General features: G+C 71.8%; 13 protein-coding genes and 4 pseudogenes. 5 read left to right on the forward strand and 12 right to left on the reverse strand.

Features of this window, described 5'->3' with window-relative positions; all coding sequences use genetic code 11:
- Positions 1 to 2: 2 nt before the first annotated feature.
- The 7 genes and pseudogenes from ACTEI_RS19425 to ACTEI_RS19455 form a co-directional block, all read right to left on the reverse strand.
- A complete protein-coding gene (locus tag ACTEI_RS19425; RefSeq protein WP_203723671.1) occupies positions 3 to 1,403 on the reverse strand; it encodes a PfkB family carbohydrate kinase in 1,401 nt (466 codons plus the stop codon).
- 264 nt (positions 1,404 to 1,667) lie between these two features.
- Positions 1,668 to 2,252: pseudogene (locus ACTEI_RS39210) on the reverse strand (D-sedoheptulose-7-phosphate isomerase); the annotation flags it as partial.
- Positions 2,252 to 3,472 carry a glycosyltransferase gene (locus tag ACTEI_RS19435; protein ID WP_122978952.1) on the reverse strand — a complete coding sequence of 407 codons (1,221 nt, stop codon included), beginning with the start codon at positions 3,470 to 3,472 and terminating at the stop codon, positions 2,252 to 2,254. The pseudogene ACTEI_RS39210 and the gene ACTEI_RS19435, both read right to left, overlap by 1 nt.
- Positions 3,457 to 4,383, reverse strand: coding sequence for a glycosyltransferase (locus tag ACTEI_RS19440; protein WP_122978953.1), 927 nt, complete (start codon positions 4,381 to 4,383; stop codon positions 3,457 to 3,459). Before ACTEI_RS19440 ends, ACTEI_RS19435 begins: the two co-directional genes overlap by 16 nt.
- Positions 4,380 to 5,963, reverse strand: a complete 1,584-nt coding sequence (locus tag ACTEI_RS19445) for an HAD-IIIA family hydrolase (RefSeq protein WP_122982265.1) — start codon at positions 5,961 to 5,963, stop codon at positions 4,380 to 4,382. Before ACTEI_RS19445 ends, ACTEI_RS19440 begins: the two co-directional genes overlap by 4 nt.
- Positions 5,963 to 6,970, reverse strand: coding sequence for a glycosyltransferase family 2 protein (locus ACTEI_RS19450; protein ID WP_122978954.1), 1,008 nt, complete (start codon positions 6,968 to 6,970; stop codon positions 5,963 to 5,965). Before ACTEI_RS19450 ends, ACTEI_RS19445 begins: the two co-directional genes overlap by 1 nt.
- Positions 6,967 to 8,595, reverse strand: coding sequence for a carbamoyltransferase family protein (locus ACTEI_RS19455; RefSeq protein WP_122978955.1), 1,629 nt, complete (start codon positions 8,593 to 8,595; stop codon positions 6,967 to 6,969). The genes ACTEI_RS19450 and ACTEI_RS19455 overlap by 4 nt, the downstream gene beginning before the upstream one ends.
- Positions 8,596 to 8,714: 119 nt before the next feature.
- Between ACTEI_RS19455 and ACTEI_RS19460 the strand changes: the two genes are divergently transcribed.
- Positions 8,715 to 10,121, forward strand: coding sequence for an aldehyde dehydrogenase family protein (locus tag ACTEI_RS19460; protein WP_122978956.1), 1,407 nt, complete (start codon positions 8,715 to 8,717; stop codon positions 10,119 to 10,121).
- 80 nt (positions 10,122 to 10,201) lie between these two features.
- On the opposite strand, the gene ACTEI_RS19465 is transcribed toward ACTEI_RS19460, so the two are convergent.
- Positions 10,202 to 11,047 carry a glycosyltransferase family 2 protein gene (locus tag ACTEI_RS19465; protein WP_122978957.1) on the reverse strand — a complete coding sequence of 282 codons (846 nt, stop codon included), beginning with the start codon at positions 11,045 to 11,047 and terminating at the stop codon, positions 10,202 to 10,204.
- An 856-nt stretch (positions 11,048 to 11,903) separates the two neighbouring features.
- On the reverse strand, positions 11,904 to 12,857 hold the full coding sequence (locus ACTEI_RS19470) for an SDR family oxidoreductase (protein ID WP_239082409.1): 954 nt from the start codon (positions 12,855 to 12,857) through the stop codon (positions 11,904 to 11,906).
- Positions 12,858 to 12,934: 77 nt separating this feature from the next.
- Between ACTEI_RS19470 and ACTEI_RS19475 the strand changes: the two are divergent.
- A pseudogene (locus ACTEI_RS19475) lies at positions 12,935 to 13,483 on the forward strand (IS701 family transposase); the annotation flags it as partial.
- Positions 13,484 to 13,759: 276 nt separating this feature from the next.
- Here ACTEI_RS19475 and ACTEI_RS39215 read toward each other — a convergent pair.
- Positions 13,760 to 14,372 (reverse strand): annotated as a pseudogene (locus ACTEI_RS39215) (transposase); the annotation flags it as partial.
- 149 nt (positions 14,373 to 14,521) lie between these two features.
- On the reverse strand, positions 14,522 to 15,373 hold the full coding sequence (locus tag ACTEI_RS19485) for a helix-turn-helix transcriptional regulator (protein WP_122978958.1): 852 nt from the start codon (positions 15,371 to 15,373) through the stop codon (positions 14,522 to 14,524).
- Positions 15,374 to 15,569: 196 nt separating this feature from the next.
- Here ACTEI_RS19485 and ACTEI_RS38480 point away from each other — a divergent pair.
- Both ACTEI_RS38480 and ACTEI_RS19495 read left to right on the forward strand, forming a co-directional pair.
- Positions 15,570 to 15,683: pseudogene (locus tag ACTEI_RS38480) on the forward strand (IS5 family transposase); the annotation flags it as partial.
- A 482-nt stretch (positions 15,684 to 16,165) separates the two neighbouring features.
- On the forward strand, positions 16,166 to 17,683 hold the full coding sequence (locus ACTEI_RS19495) for a GGDEF domain-containing protein (protein ID WP_145831019.1): 1,518 nt from the start codon (positions 16,166 to 16,168) through the stop codon (positions 17,681 to 17,683).
- A gap of 102 nt (positions 17,684 to 17,785) precedes the next feature.
- On the opposite strand, the gene ACTEI_RS37160 is transcribed toward ACTEI_RS19495, so the two are convergent.
- Entirely contained in the window at positions 17,786 to 18,118 is a 333-nt protein-coding gene (locus ACTEI_RS37160; protein WP_145831018.1) for a hypothetical protein, read from the reverse strand.
- Between the two features lie 287 nt (positions 18,119 to 18,405).
- Between ACTEI_RS37160 and ACTEI_RS19505 the strand changes: the two genes are divergently transcribed.
- Entirely contained in the window at positions 18,406 to 19,059 is a 654-nt protein-coding gene (locus ACTEI_RS19505) for a TetR/AcrR family transcriptional regulator (RefSeq protein WP_203723667.1), read from the forward strand.
- The last annotated feature ends 163 nt before the right edge of the window (positions 19,060 to 19,222 follow it).

The following is a 19,222-nucleotide window of genomic DNA, read 5'->3' on the forward strand; positions in this document are numbered from 1 at the left end:
TGTTACCTCCTACTGGTGGTGGCCGCCTGAGCCGCGGCGATGGTTCGGGTGGTGGAACGGCCGTCCAGGTACGGCACGATCACGGTCTGGCCGTCCCACCGCTTGACCAGGTCCGCCTCGGGCAGCGAGGGGCCGCCGTCGGCGTAGTCGCCGCCCTTGACCCAGACGTCCGGCCGCAGCCAGGACAGCACCGCTTCCGGGGTCGGCTCGTCGAAGATCACCACGGCGTCCACGCAGTCCAGCGCGGCCAGCAGCCGGGCCCGGTCGGCCTGGGCGTTGAGCGGACGGTCCGGGCCCTTCAGGCCGCGTACCGAGTCGTCGCTGTTCAGGCAGACGATCAGGCAGTCGCCGAGACCGCGGGCGGCGCGCAGGGTGGCCAGGTGACCGGTGTGCAGCAGGTCGAAGCAGCCGCCGGTGGCGACCACCACGCCGCCCCGCTCGCGGACCTCGGCGACCAGCCGACCGGCCGCCTCGGCGCCGATCCGGTCCGGCTCCCGCCGCGGCTGCGCCGGCTGTCCGGCGGGTCCCGACAGCGCCGCGGCGACCCCGCCGCCGGTCACGTACGAGGTGGCCGCGGCGACCGCGTCCTGCACCGCCTCGGAGACCAGGGCGCCGCCGGCCAGGGCCAGCGCGGCGGTGGCCGCGAACCGGTCCCCCGCCCCGCAGGTGTCCGCGTCGCCGGCGTCCGCGCGGGCCGGCACGACCAGCGGTGTCGGGCCGGCCTGGCAGAGGATCGCGCCGTCCGGGCCGCAGGTGACCGCGACCGCCTGGGCGCGCCACTGCTCGCGCAGCCGGTGACCGGCGCGCTGGGCGGTGCTGAGCGCCGACCCGCGCGCGGCGTCGCCGGTGAACCGGGTCGCCTCGGCGAGGTTCGGGGTCACCAGGCGTACGCCGGGCACCGGTGGCGGGCCGGCCGGGTGCGGGTCCCAGACGATCGGGGCGGACGTGCGCTCCAGGGCGGCACGCACCGCCGGATGCCGGGCCACTCCCCGGCCGTAGTCGCTGACCAGGACGGCCGACGCCTCGTCGAGCACGTCCAGCAGGCCGTCCGGGGCGTCCCCCGGCGGCTGGGCCGGGCCACCCCGGTCCAGCCGCAGCAGGACCTGGCCGCGCGAGCGCAGCCGGATCTTCTCCGGGGTGGCGCCGGGCATCGGGAGCGCGTGCACCCGGATCCCGGCGGCCGTGAGCAGTTCGCTGAGCCGGGCCGCGCCGGCGTCCGCCGCCAGCGCGGTGACCAGCGCGACCTCGTGGTCCGGTCCGGCCGCGAGCAGGGCGGCCAGGCCGGCGCCGCCGGGCCGGTCGGTGGCGCTCTGCTCGTCCAGGACCGGGGCCGGGGCGTCCGGGGCGATCCGGTGGACCGCGCCCTCGACATCCCGGTCCAGCAGGGTGTCGCCGACGATCACCAGCAGGGGTTTGCGCACCGTCGTTCCTCCTTCCGCCCGGTCCCGGGCGAGCGGATCCGGCTGTCTGCCGACGCGCCGGGCCGGGCGGGCGCCGCCGGCCGGCGCCGCGCCGCCGCCCCGCTGCACCCGGGCGGCGTCGTCGAGAGGCTGCGCCCGGGCGCCGTCGCGCTGCGGGTGGGCGCTGTCCAGACACTGCGCGCGGACGCCGTCCAGATGCTGAGGGCCGACGCCGTCCAGATGCTGCCGGTGAACGCCGTCCAGGGTGGCTCGCCGGGCGCCGGCGAGCACCTCCGGCAGCGTGCGGTCCACGTGCTCGCACATCACGTGCACCGAGACCAGGTGCAGCTCCTGGACCACCTGCGAGTCCGGCGCCGGGCAGCGCAGCGCCTCGTCACAGGCGTCGCCGACCGGGCTGGCGCCCGGGCCGACCATCGCCCAGGTACGCAGCCCGCACTCCTTGGCCGCCCGCACCGCGGCCACCAGGTTCGGGCTGCGGCCGCTGGTCGACATCACCAGCAGGATGTCGCCGCGCCGGCCGTGCGCGCGGACCTGGCGGGCGAACACCTCGTCGTACCCGTAGTCGTTGGCGATCGCGGTGACCGCCGAGGAGTCCGGGGTGAGCGCGATCGCGGACAGCGGCATCCGGTCCTCGCGCAGTTTGCCGACCAGTTCGGCGGCCAGGTGCTGGGCCTCGGCCGCGCTGCCACCGTTGCCGGCGACCAGCAGGCGACCGCCGCGGCCCAGGTGCCAGGCCAGCTCGGCGCCCCAGTCGGCGAGACGGGCGGCCACCGTCCGGTACGACCCGATCGCCGCGCCCAGGATGTTCAGATGCTCGTCGAGCGGATCCATCAGACCACCGCCGCCGGGCGGCTCTGGCCGGCCGGGATCCCGGCGACCGCGGCGTAGACGGCGCTCATCCGGGCGGCGATCTGCGGCCACGCGTAGGCGTGCACGGCCCGGTCGGCGGCGGCCGCGGCGTAGGTCAGCCGCCGGTTCTCGTCGACGAGCAGCTTGCGCAGCGCGGTGCCCAGCCCGTGCGGGTCGTGCGGCGGCACGAGATCGCCGGTGACCCCGTCGACGACCGTGTCGGTGAGGCCGCCGACCGCGGTGGCGACCACCGGCACCCCGCAGGCCATCGCTTCCAGCGGGGTCAGGCCGAACGGCTCGTACCAGGGGGTGGCGGCGACGATGTCGGCGGAGCGGTACCACTCCGGCATCCGGTGCGCGGGCACCGCGCCGAGCAGCCGCACCCGCTCGGCGACGCCGCACTCCTGCGCCAGGCGCAGCAGCCGCTGCGCGTACGGATGCGCCTGCAACCTCACCGCCGGCGGCCCGCCGGCGATGAGCAGCTCGGCCCGGGGCACCTCGGGCAGCGCCCGGATCAGATCCTCGAAGCCCTTGCGCTCGACGAGACGCCCGACGCTGAGGATCCGCGGCCGGCCGCAGCGCACGGCGGCCGGCCCGTCCCCGCGGAACCGCTCGGTGTTCACCCCGGAGGGCACCAGCGTGGTCCGGGTGCGCGGCACTCCGAGCAGCATGAGCTCGCGCAGCTCGTCCTGGCACTGCACGACGACCCGGTCGACGACCCGGCCGAGCTGGCGCTCGTAGCCGATGCGGTGCGCCGGGCTGGTGTCGGCGGCGCCCTGGTGACGCCGCTTGACCGTGCCGAGCGCGTGGTAGGTCAGCACCACCGGGACGTCGCAGCGGCGTGCCGCGGTGACCGCGGCCAGCCCGCTCATCCAGAAGTGCGCGTGCGCCACGTCCGGCATCCAGACCGACCGCCAGTCCGCGGCCATCCACTCGGCGAACGGGCCCATCAGCGGCAGCAGTTCGTCCTTGGGCAGCGGCACCGCCGGCCCGGCCGGCACGTGCACCACCTCGGCGCGCTCGCCGAAGGGCACCACCTCCGGGAGCGAGGGGTCGTCCCGCCGGGTGTAGACGCGCACCTCGTGGCCCTGCGCGGCGAGCGCGGTGGCCAGTTCCGCGACGTGCGCGTTCTGGCCACCGGCGTCCACCCCGCCGAGCGCGGCGAGCGGGCTGGCGTGTTCCGAGATCATCGCGATCCGCATGTGTGCTCCTCCAGGAGGTGGTCCCAGTCGGCGAGGAAGCGGTCGAGGCCGTACCGGTCGAGGGCGGCCAGGCGGGCCCGCTCGCCCATCCGGCGGGCCTGTTCGGGCTCCTCGATCAGCCAGTGCGCGGCCTCGACGAGCGTGTCGACCTTGGTGGACAGGACGCCGGCGCCCTCCGGCACCGCGGCGATCGCCTCGGTGGTGGCCAGCGCGATCACCGGCATCCCCATCTGCATCGCCTCGATCAGGCTCAGCCCGAGCGACGTCCAGCGGCACAGGTGCAGGTAGGCGCGGCGGCGGGCGAGGAGCTCGTGCATCACCCGCTGGGGCGGGTCCTCGTGCGCGGTGATCCGGTCGCCGTGCAGGTCGCGCACGCCCATCCCGAACACGTCCAGCGGGGCCACGGGGGTGAACCGGGGGAACAGATCGGTTCCGGTCACCCGGCCACGGCGGACCGGCTCGTTGGTGACCACCGCGAGACGGTCCAGCTCGCCGGTCCAGCGCACCGCCGGTTCCACGATGCCGTGCTCGATCACGGTGGTGCGGGTCGAGCCGCAGTCCCAGAACAGCTCGTTGAAGTGGGTGACGTGGGCGATGATCAGGTCGTCCCGGTCGGCCATCGGGTGCCGGGTGTTGGGCACGTCCCCCTTCGGGGTGTTGTGCTCCACGTAGATCACCGGAAGGCTGGGTGGGAGCAGGTCGATCTCCTCGGGGCGCTGGACGATGGCCACGTCCGCGTCCCGGATCTGCTCCAGCGGCAGTTCCTCGACACTGTCCGGCCAGTCGAAGGTGCGGGCCCGGCCGCGCCCCCACTCGTCGCGGGCGTCGTTGACCGGGATCAGGTAGCGATGTTTGCCCTGGACGAACGAGGTGGTCCAGGAGCCGTGCACGTGCCAGAGCAGAATGTTCACGCGGCTGCCTTCGGACAGTGGGCGGGATGGGTGGCGGGGCGGGCGCCGAGACCGGTCACGGCCGCCAGGACCGCGGCCGGTTCGACGGTGGACAGGCACGGGTGGCCGGGGACCGGGCAGACGGTGGCGCGGGTGTCGCGGCAGGGGGCGCCGGCGGCGCCGAGCCGGACCGCCGGGACCCGGTAGGGGCCCCACTGGGCGTACGGGACGGTGGGCGCGAACAGGCTGACCACCGGGGTGCCGACGGCCGCGGCCAGGTGCGCCGGGCCGGTGTTGCCGACGACCAGGGCGGACGCGCCGGCCAGCAGGTGGGCGAGATCGGTCAGGGAGGTCGGTCCGGCGAGGTCCGCGACGGAGTTCGCGACGTACGCGGCAAGCTCGCTCTCCCCCGGGCCCGCCGTGACCACGACGCGGTGCCCGGCCCCGGCCAGGGCCGCCACGATCCGGCGCAGGTTCTCCGGCGGGCAGGAGCGCGCCTCGACGCTGGCGCCCGGGTGCACGACCAGGTAGTCGCCCGGCCCGTGGCGGCGCACGTCACGGATGCGCAGCGCGCCGTCGTCGCTCTCCGGCAGCGCGAACCCGGCCGCCGCCGCGACGCTGCGCGCGCGTTCCGGCTCCGGGACCCCGGGCGGCACGCGGTGGCGTACGTCGAGCAGCGACCCGGGATAGTCCTCGCTGATCGCGGTGATCCGCCGCACGCCGGCGGTGCGCAGCAGCAGCGCCAGCGGCAGCGCCGACTGGTGGTACGACGTGAAGACGACCGCCTCGTCCACCCCGGCGGCCCGGATCCGCTCGGTCAGCGCGGCCATGTCGGCCGCGTCCACCGGCCCGGGCTGCGGGTCGATCCACGGCAGCCGCCACTCGATCAGCTCGTCGACGCCGGGCAGCAGCTCCGCCGCGGCCCGCCCGCGCGGCCCGCAGAGCAGCACCACGCGGTCACTGCCGTGCGCCAGGGCGCGGATCGCCGGGCCGGTGACCAGCACGTCGCCGGCCGAGTCGGAGCGCACCGCCAGCACGGCGCCGGCCCGCCCCGGCCGCGGCGCCGGCCGGACCAGGTCCTCCCGGCCCAGGATCAGCTCGACGGCCTCGGTCAGGCTGCCGGCGACGGTGGGCCCGGCGTCGACCTCGTCCGGCAGGGTGACCGGGGTGGGCACCAGGATTCCGGCCGCGCCGGCGGCCAGCGCCGCGGTCATGTCCCGACCGATGTCGCCGACCACCACGCAGCGTCGCGGTGTGGTGCCGAGCGCCGCCGCGGCCGCCTCGATCAGGCCGGGCCGCGGCTTGCGGCAGGCGCAGCCGGCGGTGTCGTCGTGCGGGCAGATCTGCCAGGTGCCGAACGGCCCGAGCAGCTCCTCGACCCGGCCGTTGACCGAGGCCAGCTGGGCGGCGGTGAACCGGCCACGGGCCAGGCCGGACTGGTTGGTGACCACGCCCAGGCGCAGGCCGGCGGCGCGCAGCCGGTCCAGGGCGGCGCGGGCGCCGGGCACCGGCTCCACCCGGTCCGGGTCGCCGTTGTAGGGCACGTCGACGATCAGCGTGCCGTCCCGGTCGAACAGAACGGCGTCGTAGAGCCGGGACATCAGGCGGCCACCGCCTCGCGGACCGGCCGCACCGGGACGGCCGGTGGCTCCGCCCGCCACCGCCACCAGCCGCGCAGCCAGTGCGCGACGGCCAGCGGCGGGATCGCGACGCTGGTGGCCAGCATGGTGGTGACCTCGTGCCGGTCGCGGGGGCCGGGCGCGATCCGGGCGGCGGCGAACTCGGCGGTGCCGGCCGCCCAGCCGGTGGCGGCCAGCGCGGCGACGCCGGCCCAGCCGCGACGGCCGGTGACCGCCGCGGCGATCCCGGTGACCGTGGCGACCGCGGCCGCGGCGGTGATCGCGGCATGCCGGCGACGGCGGCCGGGCGGGATGTCGAGCAGGTCACGCCAGCCCGGGCCGTAGAGCCGGCGCAGCAGGGCGTCGTCGGCGTTGCCACGCTGGGTGCGCAGGCTGATCCAGCGGCTCTCCGGGCGTACCGGATGGGTCACCCGGCGCTCGCCGCGCCGCAGCGTCCAACCGGCCCGGCGGACCCGGAAGGCCAGTTCCGCGTCCTCCCGGAAGGCGCGCGGCAGCCGTTCGTCGAAGCCGCCGGTGGCGGCCAGGGCGGCGCGCCGGTACGCCATGTCGGCGGTGATCCAGGCGCCGTCGGCCAGGCCCGCGGTGACCCGCTCCCAGTCGGTCGGCGCCCGCCCGGCGGGCAGCGGCACCCGCAGCCGGCCCTGCACGCCGCCGACCTCGGGCCCGGCCGCCGCCAGGTCGGTGCGCAGCCGGGCCGGCCAGTCCGGGTCCGGCAGCACGTCGTCGTCCAGGAACGCCACCCACTCGTGCGGCGTGGCCCGCCAGCCGACGTTGCGCGCCGCCGCCGGGCCCCGCGCCGGGCCGGGCAGCACGGTGACGTGCTCGGGCACCGCCAGCGGCTGCCGACGGTCGGCGCGGTCGTCGACGACGAGCACCCGCAGCGCGTCGTCGCGCAGCAGGTTCAGCAGGGGGGTCAGGCTCCGGCGGCCGAGGGTGGGCACCACGACCGTGATGTTCGCGCCGCTCACGCGCCGAACGCCCGGGCCCGGTGCACCGCGAACGGCCCGATCGCCAGCAGGTCGACGGGCGCGGAGCCGAACAGCTCCATCGCCTCACGCGGGGTGTCGACCATCGGACGGCCGGCGGTGTTCAGGGAGGTGTTGACCACCACGGGCAGGCCGGTGAGCTTCTCGAACTCGGCGAGCATCTCGGCGACCACCGGCTCGGTCTCGTGGTGCACCGTCTGCACCCGGGCGGTGCCGTCGACGTGCACGACCGCGGGGATCCGGTCCCGCCAGTCCGGTTTGACGCGGTGCACGAACAGCATGTGCTCGCTCGGGTAGACGCCGTCGAAGATGTCGTGGAAGCGCTCGGCGCGCACCATCGGGGCGATCGGGCGGAACTGCTCGCGGCCCTTGACATCGTTCATCCGGCGCTGGGTGTGCGCGTCGCCGGGGTGCGCGAGCAGGGAGCGGTGGCCGAGAGCGCGCGGGCCGTACTCGCTGCGGCCCTGGTACCACGCGACGATGCCGTTGCGGGCCAGCACCGCGGCGGCCTCGGCGGCGATCGAGGCGGGCCGGGTGTACGGCAGCGCCGCCCGCTTCAGCTCGGCCTCCAGCTCCTCGTCGGACCAGCCGCGGCCCAGCGCGGCGGTGGTGAACGGGATGCTGCGCCCGTGCACGGCCAGCGCGGCGCCGAGCGCGGTGCCCGCGTCGCCGGCCGCCGGCTGCACCCACACCCGGTCGAACGGGCCCTCGGCGGCGACCCGGGCGTTGGCGACGCAGTTCAGCGCGGTGCCGCCGGCCATAGTCAGGGTGCGCAGGCCGCCGGACGCGTCGTACGCCCAGCGGGCCAGGTCGAGGATGACCTCCTCCAGCCGGGTCTGCACGCTGGAGGCCAGGTCGGCGTGCGCGTCGGTGAGCTCGCCGCCCGGGGCGCACGGCTTGGCCAGGGCGTTCCAGTCGATGTGCTCGACGACGAACCCGCCGTCCCCGGTCGGCCGGACCAGCTCGCGCAGCTGGTCGAGGAAGCGTGGCGTGCCGTACGACGCCAGCGCCATCACCTTGTACTCGTCGCTGGAGTGCAGGAACCCCAGGTGCCGGGTCAGGTCCTCGTAGAGCAGGCCGAGCGAGTGCGGCAGCTCCTGGGTACGCAGCACGCTCAGCTCGCCGTCCCGGTACGCCCCGGCCAGGTGCCCGGCGACCTCGCCGCGCCCGTCGAGCACCAGCACCGCGTTGTCGTCGGGCACGGACAGCCCGGCGGACGCGGCGTGCGCGACGTGGTGCGGCACGAACCGCACCTGCTCGGGGTCGAGCCCGGGCAGCACGGTGGCCAGGAACTGCGGGGCCCGGCGGGCGTAGTCGACCCGCAGGTGGTCCCAGGGGTCGTCGAGGCCGAGGTCGGCGGCGTCACGGGTGATCGCCGGATCGAACGAGTAGGCCACCGCGTCCAGGTCCCCGGGGGTCAGCCCGGCCTCCTGCAGGCACCAGGCCGCGGACAGCTCCGGAAGCTCCCAGGCGGCGAACGGCACCGGGCGTTTGCCGTGCTTGCGGCGGCTGAAGCGCTCCTCCTCCGCGGCGGCCACCACCCGACCGTCCACGATCAGCGCGGCAGCCGGATCGTGAAAGATCGCGTTGATTCCCAGGATTCGCATGGGCGGCCGGATACCCATGCGGTCCCGCCTTACGCCCAAGATCGCAAAAAAACTTCGACCGTCGAAGTTTTTTCCTCCGTACGGTGTTTGCCCCGATCGGCACCGGGCAAGCGCGCGCCATGCACGAGGTCACCCAACTCATCTCCGGCGCCTGGGGCGCGGGCGGCTCCGGCCGCGACCTGACCGTTCTCAACCCCACCGACGACACCCCGGTCTCCCGGATCGCGGTCTCCGACGAGGCCGACGTCCACGCGGCCGTCGCCGCCGCCCGCGAGGCCGCGCCGGGCTGGGCACGGACCGCCCCGGCGCAGCGGGCCGCCGCCCTGCACGCGGCGGCCGACGCGGTCGAGGCCGGCGCCGGCGAGCTGGCCGCGCTGATCCACGCGGAGATGGGCAAGCCCGTCGCCGACGCCCGGGACTCGGTGCTGGCCGGCGTCGGCACCCTGCGGCAGTACGCCGAACTGGGCCCGGTCCACCGCGGCCGCACACTCGCCGGCGCCGACCAGGCGATCGACCTGATGGCGTACGGCCCGCGCGGGGTGGTCGCGGTGATCACGCCGTGGAACGACCCGGTCGCGGTGGCCTGCGGGCTGCTCGGCGCCGCCCTGGTCACCGGGAACACCGTGGTGCACAAGCCCAGCGAGCGCACCCCGGCCACCGGTCACCGGCTGGTCGAGCTGTTCGCCCCGCACTTCCCGGACGGCGTGCTCAATCTGGTCAACGGCGACGGCCCGGTCGGCGCCGCGCTGGCCGCCGCGCCCGTCGACGTGGTCGCGCACGTGGGCGCCACGGCCACCGGGCGCTCGATCGCCGCGGCCTGCGCGCGGACCGGCGCGAAGGCGCTGCTGGAGAACGGCGGCAAGGATCCCCTGCTGGTCGACGCCGGGGTGGACCCGGGGTGGGCGGCGGGGCAGGCCGCGCTCGGCGCGTTCGCCAACTCCGGGCAGATCTGCGTGGCGGTCGAGCGGATCTACGTGCACGCGTCGGTGGCCGACGCGTTCCTGGACGCGCTGGTCGCCGAGGCGGACGCCTGGGAGCCACGGATCGGTCCGCTGGTCGACCGGCGGCTGCGCGACGCCGTGGACGAGCAGGTGCAGCAGGCGGTCAAGGACGGCGCCACCGCGCTGCGCGGCGGCGCCGTACCGGCCGGCCCGGGCGCCTTCTACCCGCCGACCGTGCTGGCCGGCTGCACCGACGCGATGACCGTGATGCGCGAGGAGACGTTCGGCCCGGTCGCGCCGGTCGCGGTGGTCGACTCGTTCGAGGAGGGGCTGCGCCGGGCCGCCGACTCGACGTACGGGCTGGCGGCGACCGTGCTGACCGGCTCGATGAGCCACGCCCAGCAGGCCTGGCGCGCCCTGCCCGCCGGCACCGTCAAGATCAACGCGGTGTTCGGCGGCGCTCCGGGCGGCGCCGCGCATCCGCGCGGCCTCAGCGGTTCCGGGTACGGCTACGGCCCCGAACTGCTCGACGAGATGACCTGCACCAAAGCGGTCCACCTGGAGGCCCCGCCGTCGGGCTGGTGAGGCGTCCGGTCGGTTCCCGGCGGCACCCGGCCCACCGGGTGGGCCGCCGGGAAGCCGGCCGCCACGCGCCGCCGGACGGATCACTGCCCCAGGCGCCGCAGGGCGGATTCGACCGCGTCCGGCAGGCGGCGACGGTGCCGTAGCGCCCACGGCAGGTCGCGGGCGATGTCGGTGAGGGCGTCCGGCTGGGAGCGGGCCGCCTCGGCGAGAGCGCGCACGGCCACGGCCGGCGGGCGGCGCAGCAGCGCGGTCAGGACGCGGTTGCGGCACTCCCGGCGGGCACGGGCACGGGTGTCCCGGCCCGCCGGCTCGGGGAAGTGGCGCACGACCAGCTCGCTGACGTACGACAGCTGGTGCCCCGCGGCGGCCAGGTCCATCGCGAGCAGGGCTTCCTCGCCGTACACGAAAAGGCGTGGCTGGAAACCCCCGGCCGCGCGGAAGGCATCCCGCCGGACCACCACCGCGCAGGAGAGGAAGCCCAGCACCGACGGCCCGGCGGCGCCGGGCGGCACGCCGATCGGGGCCTCGGCCATGCCCGCCGAGATCGGGTCGAGGCGGCCCTGCGGGCCGATCAGCACCCGCGCGGTGAGCAGCGCCGCCCGGGGATGGGCGCGCAGGATCTCGGCGGCCCGCGCCAGGGCCCCGGGTTCCCAGTACGAGTCGTCGTCGGCGAACGCGACGAACGGCGTGCCCGCCCGCTCCACACCGACGTTCCGCGCCGCCGCGCCGATGTTCTCGCCGAGCCGGACCACCTCGGCGCCCGGCACCGCCAGCGGCTGATCGGAACCGTTGTCCACCACGATCGTGGCCGCCCGGTGCCGCGGAATCGTCTCGCGCAGCCGGTCCGGGCGGTTGCGGGTGGCGACCACCACGGTCACCTCGTCGGTCTCGACCGCGGCGGGCGCCGGCCTGTTGATCACTGACATGGCGCGCCGTGTACCCGTTCCGTCCGGATTCAGTCACGCCGGCGGCCCGGACGCCTCGAACGACGGAATCCCGCACCCGGCCCGGCCTCCGCCCCGGCAGCCCGACTCCCCCGTTCGGTATTCGCCCCGATGGCCCGACTCCCCCAGCCCCGCGTCCGCCCCGATGGCCCGACTGCCTCGGCCCGGTGGTGCACCCTCATAACCACCAGCAGTGCCAGCCGGACCCATGCGGCTGGCACCCAGCGTGGTTATCCGCCCCCGATAACCACCACCAACACCAGCCCGCCCCGCCCGGCTGGCACCCAACGTCGTTATTCACCTCCTACGACCACCACCAGCACCAGCCCAGCCCGCGCGGCTCGCGGTGAGTGTCGGTGATGAGGGCAATAAGCACCGTCAACACCAGCCGGCACCCGGCGGCTGGTGCGCGGGGTCGATATGCAGGGCGATAACCACCACCAACCCCAGCACCGGCGGCCGGAACTGTAAGAGAAACGGTGTAACTCCTGATCAAGGAGACACCAGCTGACCGTGACTATCGATGCCGCCGTGGATACTTCCGCCGAGGTTCCTGCGCCCTTTCTATGTAGCACAGTCTATTGGGCGCGTCTCGGACCTACCGGACGCCGAAACGGCTACATCCCGCGACTGGACCGTTGCGCTGAATGGCTCACTGGTCACCACGCGACCGGTGCGGAACATTTGGACGGCACCGGCCGCGGGACACCCACCGGTCGAATGAGAAATTAGGACATCGACCGTGCCGCAGCGCGGCCAGCTGCGTGCATCCACCGGCAACGCCCAGATCGCGCGGACGCGGCGTTCGAGCGAGCCGCCACCAAGAAAGAGCCACGCATTACTTCGTGGCTAGAAACGTCGCACCGGTGAGATTCTCGGAGATCTGCCAGATGCGCCGAGCGTCCTCAAGGCTGTGCAGGCGGGTGTAGACGGGCTGCTCAGCAGGGGGGCCGCTGAGGTGTGCCAAGCCACTCGGCCCGTAAAACCGGCCGCCTCGTGCGTTGGGTGAGGTGGCAGCCATCAGGGCCGGCAAAGCTGCCGACTCGGGACTGCCGGTCAGGATGCCACGGCGGGAGAGCGCGCGAATTAATCGCACTGTGACGGTGTCCTTGGTCCTGCCAAGCTCCGGCTGTGCGGCCAGCAGATTGGTCGGAGCGATGCCGGGATGGCAGATGTTGCTGGTGATGCCCCAGCCGCCGGCCTGACTGCGCCGGTCAAGCTCGAGACCAAATAGGCCGAGCGCAATCTTCGACTGGCTGTAGGCGGTGTTTCCGTTGTAAGACTGCTCCCAGTTCAGGTCGTTCCAGTTGATCGCGCCCTGGTTGGCGGACACGCTCAACTGCGATGTCACTCGGGCGCGCCCAGCCTGCAGCAGCGGCAGCACATGAGCCGTTAGCGCGAAGTGTCCGAGATAGTTACTGCCGAACTGAAGCTCGAACCCGTCGGCGGTGGTCATACGCTCGGGCGGAGTCATCACACCGGCGTTATTGATCAGGATATGAATCGGCCGCTGCTCATCGCGCAGCGTGGCCCCCAGAGCGGAGACCGAATCCAGCGACGACAGGTCGAGATCGCGCAACGACACGACAGCCTTCGGGTGCTCCTGCCTGATCCGCGCAATCGCCTTCTCACCCTTAACACGATTCCGTACGGGCATGACGACCTCGGCGCCGGCGCCGGCCAGTTGGGTTGCAATGCCGAGCCCCACACCATCGCTCGCTCCGGTGATCACGGCAATTTTTCCGGCAAGATTCGGAACCGAAAATTCGGTGGTGCTGCGTGTCATCTTCATGCCTCTCCTGCGATATCTGATTACCGTTCTAGTTTGTCTCGGATCTAAGTTCGTATCCACGACTTCCCGATCCCAGGCTGACGATGGACGAGGCGTACGGGCAGTCGAAGTCGTTGCGGGTCTGGCTCGAGGGCCACGACCGGGCGCATGTGGTCGCGACCCGCTGCAACGACTATGTGGTCACCACCAGCATGGGCCGGGCCCGGGTCGACGAGCTGATCGCCTCTCTACCCCGTCGGGCCTGGTCGCGGATCTCCGCTGGTCCAGGCGCTCATGGACCACGGGAGTACCGGGGGGCGCGGGTCCCGATCCGCATCTTCTGGCGACCGGGCCGCGGGCACTGGCTGACGGCCCGGCGCAACATGAGCACCGGCGAGCTGGCCTACTGCGTGTGTTACGGGCCGCGCAAGACGAGGTTGATGGACCTGGCCCGGATCGCCGGGCCCCGCTGGGCGGTCGAGGAATGCTTCCAGCAGGCCAAAGGCCAGGCCGGCTTGGATGAGTACCAGGTCCGCGATTGGCGGGCCTGGTATGCGCATGTCACCTTGTCCATGGCCGCTTACGCCTGGCTCGTCGTCGCCCGGACCCTGACCTCGCCAGAGCAAACAGCAGCAGTGACGACATGATGATCGGCTACACGGTACCGGAGATCCGGCGTCTGCTGGCCGCACTGTTCGTCCGCCGTCACCAGCCCAAACACATCTGGTGGTGGTCACGCTGGCGACGACGACGTCAACACCAGGCCCGCCTCAGCCACTGAGATGCTTCTATAGCTGTCAATTGGTGCTGGGGGCCAGGTTCGCGTCTTGCAGAGTCCGGAAGAGTTGTCTGCTGATGTAGCGCTTGAGGCTGCGCATGATCTCGCGTTTGGTGCGGCCTTCGCTGGTGAGGCACCTCCGTATTCATGGAGCTTCTTGATCATGGTCTGATGACCATGGGGAGGAAGTATCTGTGGCAGCACCGAAGAAGTACCCCGATGAGCTGCGGCAACGCGCCGTTCGACTGTATCGGGACTCGGACCCGAAGCCGTTGGCTGCGCAGGCCCACGGGGTGCGCGACACCGACGACTCGGGCGGCTCTCGTACTCGCGGAGCGGGCGTCGGTGCAGCGTCAATGTGCCGTGCACCTGCTCGACCACCCACCGCTTCGCGATCGGCACGAGCCCCGGCTGCACGGGCCCCGGCTATATGTCGGCGCGTTTGACCACCTCGGCGTCGACGCCCAGCAGCGTGCCGTGGATGCCCAGATCTTGCTTGACTACGGAGTCCCCCCACGCCCGCGTGACCGTCGGGTGTGCTCGTCGGCCTTGTCCAGCAGCCGCACGCCGACCACGGTGTCGGTGACGCTCGCGGCGGTCACCGCCACCGCGATGATCAGCCCGAGTGCGCCGACGGCCAGCCCTCGTTCGCGGCCGGGTACCTTCTTGCGGGTGGTCGCGGCGCGAACGTGGTTGGCGGCACGGATCGACTGGGTGTCCAGCACGACCGCGGGCGGTTCCTCCCGGCGGCATGTTCTGATCACAGCCGTTAGCCGTGCGCAAAGACCATCGGCCCGCAGTCCTGAACCCCGCTGATCTCGATGGCATGCCGGCGGATGGTCTGGGCCGCTTGTTCAGTCGTCACATCGGCCTCTTGCCCATCGCCGTCCACGACCCCGCGGGCCCGTCACCCGTTCGGGGTCAGGAGGGTTTGATTGCCGATGACCGAGAGCAGTTGCAATTTCTCGTAGCTCTCGCTGCCCGGAACGGCGGTGTAGACGAGCAGCAAGTGGGACTGGTCGGGGTCCAGCAGGCGCTGACACTGCAATTCCAGATCGCCCACCTCGGGGTGCACGAAACGTTTTGAATGGTCGTAGCCGATGCCGATTTCATGTTGGTTCCATACCGTACGGAATTCCTCGCTGCTCTCCAGCAGCAGGCCCTGCAGGTGGGCCGCATACGACTTCGGGCCGCGCAGCGTGACGACCCGGCGCAGGCCGGAGGCGAAGACGCGGGCGTGCAGCTCGTGGTCGTCGGGGTGGTAGAGGGCCCGTACGGCCGGGTCGGTGAAGTAGCGATAGCCGATGCTGCGCGATGGGCCGGTGTAGCGCATCATGTCGCCGGTGAGCGCCACGCCCAGTGAGGTCTGGCGCAGCGTCTCGCCGAGCTCAGTGACGATCTCGGCCGGGGTGTCGGTGAGTCGGTCGAAGATGCGCAGCATGCCGGGGCTGATGTGCTCGCTGGGGGTGCCGCGGGTCGGCGCGTTGTGCCCGGCCAGGCGGAACAGATGGTCGCGCTCATCGAGCGAAAGATGCAGGCCCTGGGCGATCGAGGCAATCATCTGCTCGGACGGGTGCGGGCCGCGCTCGCGTTCGAGTCGGCTGTAGTAGTCGGCCGAGATGTGACAGAGCGTGGCGACCTCTTCGCGGCGTAGCCCGGATGTGCGGCGGCGCTGACCGCGCGGGAGCCCGACGTCCTCGGGTTGCAGCGACTCCCGGCGGCGGCGCAGGAACTCGGCCAGTCCGGCTCGATCAATCATTGTTCGGTTCTACCACCGATCGCCGACCGCATCCTCGGCCTGCGGATCCCCCCTTGACGGACCGCGCAGCCTGGAATCGGCGGGCCGTGGTGACCCCCGCGGATCCGGTGCAGCCTGAGATGGTAATCAGGTCCTGCGGGAAAGGGGAGAAAATGACACGCACCACATCCGAGTTCACTATTTTCAACCACACCGTGAATGCGACATAAACCGGCTCAAACGCAACCGCGCCGTCGCCACCCGATACGACAAGCTGGCCGTCCGCTATGAGGCCACCGTAACCATCGCCGCGATCAACGAGTGGCTCTAACCGAATTTGATACAGGCCGTAATCCCCTGGTATGCGCTCGTTATGGACTGCCGGGCCGCTCGTGGTGTTCGCGAAGGGACGGCGAGCGTTCCACCACAGTTGCCAAGATCCTCTCCTTTTCCGTAGATCATCTTCTCACCAGCAAGCCTCTGGGGAGCGGATGGCGAGGGGGACGTTTCTACGGGATCGATATAACTTAAGAACCGGCGTACTGGCACGCGGGCCGGTTCTCAGTACGACATCGCAGGCTCGCTGAGAGTGGACCGCAAGACGTTCCGGCGTTACGTCGAGTCGGCGATGCGCCCACGGTAACGGACGGTGCCCTCCACGCGGGCGCCCACGCCGAGGTCGTTCTCCATCCAAAGTCCGCAGGGAAGCCTACAGGTCGGTTGCCGTCGTGCCGATAGTCATGATGATCGCCGAGGGGCACATTGCGGAGGTGGCCATTGTCCAAGGCGCGGGTGGGTGTACTAGCTGCAGTGGTGGCCGGTGTGCTGTTGCATGCGCTGTTCGAGGTCAACCAGAGCCCGGCTACCGCGACGCCGTTCCGTGTCGCCACGCACCTGTTGTTGGCCGCGGTGGCGTTGGTGGCCGTCCGCGGCTACGTGCGCTGCGCGCGGACCCGCACGGGTCGCAGCCGGGCCGGCTATACGTTCGCCGCAGCGACCAGCCTGCTGTGGGCCGTCAGCGAAGTGATCCGGACGAGTTCCGAGTCTGTCGTCCCCACCAGTTCGGCAGCAGTTGGCGCGGCCCTGCTCTCGCTCATGGCCGTGATATGTGCGATCGTCGGCTTCGGGATGGCTTTCCCGTCGTTCGCCGATACCGCCGTGCGGCTGCGCCGCACGATCGACGGACTGATGATCTTTTTCGCGTTGCTGCTCCTGGGCTGGTACACCGTCCTCGGGCCGACATTTCGTGCCACCGTCAGCCGCGGTGGTGAGGCGGGGCAAGCCATCCTGGTGCTGGCGGCGGTCGCGCTGTTGTGCATCACGATGGCATTGGCGCTGCTGGTGCTCTCCCGCACCGTGTCCGCCGGAATCAATCAGGTCAGCTTGCTCGCTGGCAGCATGTTGGTGTACGCCGCTGTGGGAATCGGCTACGGCTCGAATCTCGCCTTCGGGCGGGACTGGTGGGAACTCGGCGTAGGCGGCGGCCACCTTCTCGCGGGCCTGCTGTCGGCCATGGCCAGCCACATGCGTCCACCGGTGTCCTCTTCGATCGAGGACCAGCAGTCATCGCCTCGCGCGCTGTGGTTCCCGAACGTCCCGGTCCTCATCGCCTTCGGTATCGCCGCCATCCAACAGGCGACCGAGGGCACCATGGGGCCGGTCATCCCGTGGCTGGTACTCGGCGTGGCTGTCCTTGTGTTGGTTCGTCAGTTTCTCAATACCCAAACCAATCAGGCACTGCTGCGTCAGATAAGTTACCAGGCCAATCACGACATGCTCACCGGGTTGGGCAACCGGGCGCTGTTCACCACCAGGACCAATCAGGCCGCCGCGATGGCCGACGAGCACTCCGGGGTCGCCGTTATCCTGCTCGATTTGGACGGCTTCAAGGGGGTCAACGACACGTACGGTCACGCGGCTGGCGACGAACTACTGCGAACCGCCGCTGAGCGTATTCAGGTCAGCGTGCGTGAGGAAGACACCGTGGCCCGTCTCGGCGGCGACGAGTTCGTCATCATGCTTTCCGGACTTTCAACCGTGGAGCACGCCGTCCGTGTTGCCGAACGCACGATCGACGATCTCCGCCAGCCACTGGTCATCGCGGACACCGCGATGACTATTCGCTCCAGCGCTGGAGTGACCATCTCCCATGGTGGTGGTGACGACGTCGACAGCCTGCTCCACCAAGCAGACCTGGCCCTCTACCAGGCGAAGGCAGACGGTAAAGGCGTCGTCCGGCGTTATCACCCGGCCCTCCACCACGCGAACGTGCCCGTTCGCCCTGGGATGCGCCGCGACGATGCTGGGACGATTCTTCAGGCCGGGGCATGAGCGTCCTCAACGGTGGTCATCGCGTGCTGCTCATGAGAGGCCTGGGCGTGTGCTGGTGCGAGGCTGATGATGTCGGCGTTGTCGACCAAGATGTCGACCTGTCTACCAAGGCGGCTCAGCTTGCCGGCCAGGGCAACGGCGGCTCGTTCTTGGCTGAGCTCCTGCACGATGGTGAGGCGGCCACGAACAAAGACAAGGCGATCGGGACGGGGCGTCGGTCCAGCTGGTCTCGTTGCCTTCGATGATGGCGTACACCAGCGACCCGACGGCTACGCAGGTGGTGAGCGCACCGGCGATGTCGAAGCGCCCATGATGCTCTTCCTCGCGGGTGTCGGGCGCCAAGGCGAAGACCACGGTGCCGATGATCAGCACGTTGCGTCGTCCGTAACGGTCGCCGAGCGCGCCAATCGGCAGGATCAGAGCAGCCGAAGCCACGGGTATAACCGTCCGCGATCCAGGTCAGCTCACCGCTGGAGGCGTTGAGTGTAACCGCATGGTCCGCCAGCCCGAGGCCGAGCGCGGTCACCGAGGCCACTACGAGCACGACGGCGAAGACATAGAGATCAGCACACCGCGGGTGCCGGTTCGCCCGGTGGCCACCACGGTTGTCACGCTGTGTCTTGTCATGCGGCCTGTATCGGACGAGCACCACGCCGGCTGAAAATAGCCAAGCGGATCCGATGATTTGATCGGTTGTGGTCGCGTGCTTGTACTATCAGGCCGTGGGAATTGCGGCAGGACCCGCGGGTGCGACACCGCGGCGAGCGGACCGGCGTAAGGCACGCACTCGTGCGGCGCTGGTCAGGGCTGCCCAGGGTTTTCTCGCCGAAGGGCGCACGGGCGTCAGCATCCGTGACATCACGGATGCTGCCGACGTCGGGTTCGGCACCTTCTACGGCCACTTCGAGACCAAGGAACAGCTTCTCGAGGAGGCCGCGGGAGCAGCCCTCGATGGCTATGCCGCCATGCTGGCGACCCTCACCGAGGGGCTGACGGATCCGGCGGAGGTCTTCGCCGTCAGCTTCCGGATGGCGGGGCGCCTGCAGCGCCGCCACCCCGAACTGGTCCGCGTCATCTTGAACAGCGGCACCGCCATTCTGCTCAGCGACAGCGGGATGGTGCGTCACGCCCGGGCCGACATCGCCGCCGCGCAAGCGGCGGGCCGGTTCGACGGGGACGACCCGGACATCGCCCTCATGGCCGCCGGCGGCGCCATGCTCGGCGTGATGCAGATGCTCGACGCCAATCCCGAGCTGGACGCAGGCGCTGTCGCCGACCAGTTCGCCGTCCGGATCCTACGCATGCTCGGGATCTCCGCCGACGAGGCGGCGGCACTCTGCGCCACCGCTCCCCCGATGGTCCCGGAACTCCCCTAACTCGGAAGTAGACCTATTTCCTCCCGATTAGGGCCGCTTCGCGCAGCGTAGCGACAGCGACAGCGACTAACCCTCAGGGGCAGCGTCGGCCGCCGGCGAATCGACGCCACTGACGTGGCGCGATGCCGCACGTGCGCTGGCGTTCAACCCACTCCTCGCTCCT

This window comes from Actinoplanes teichomyceticus ATCC 31121 (assembly GCF_003711105.1).
GTDB classification, from domain to species: Bacteria; Actinomycetota; Actinomycetes; order Mycobacteriales; family Micromonosporaceae; genus Actinoplanes; species Actinoplanes teichomyceticus.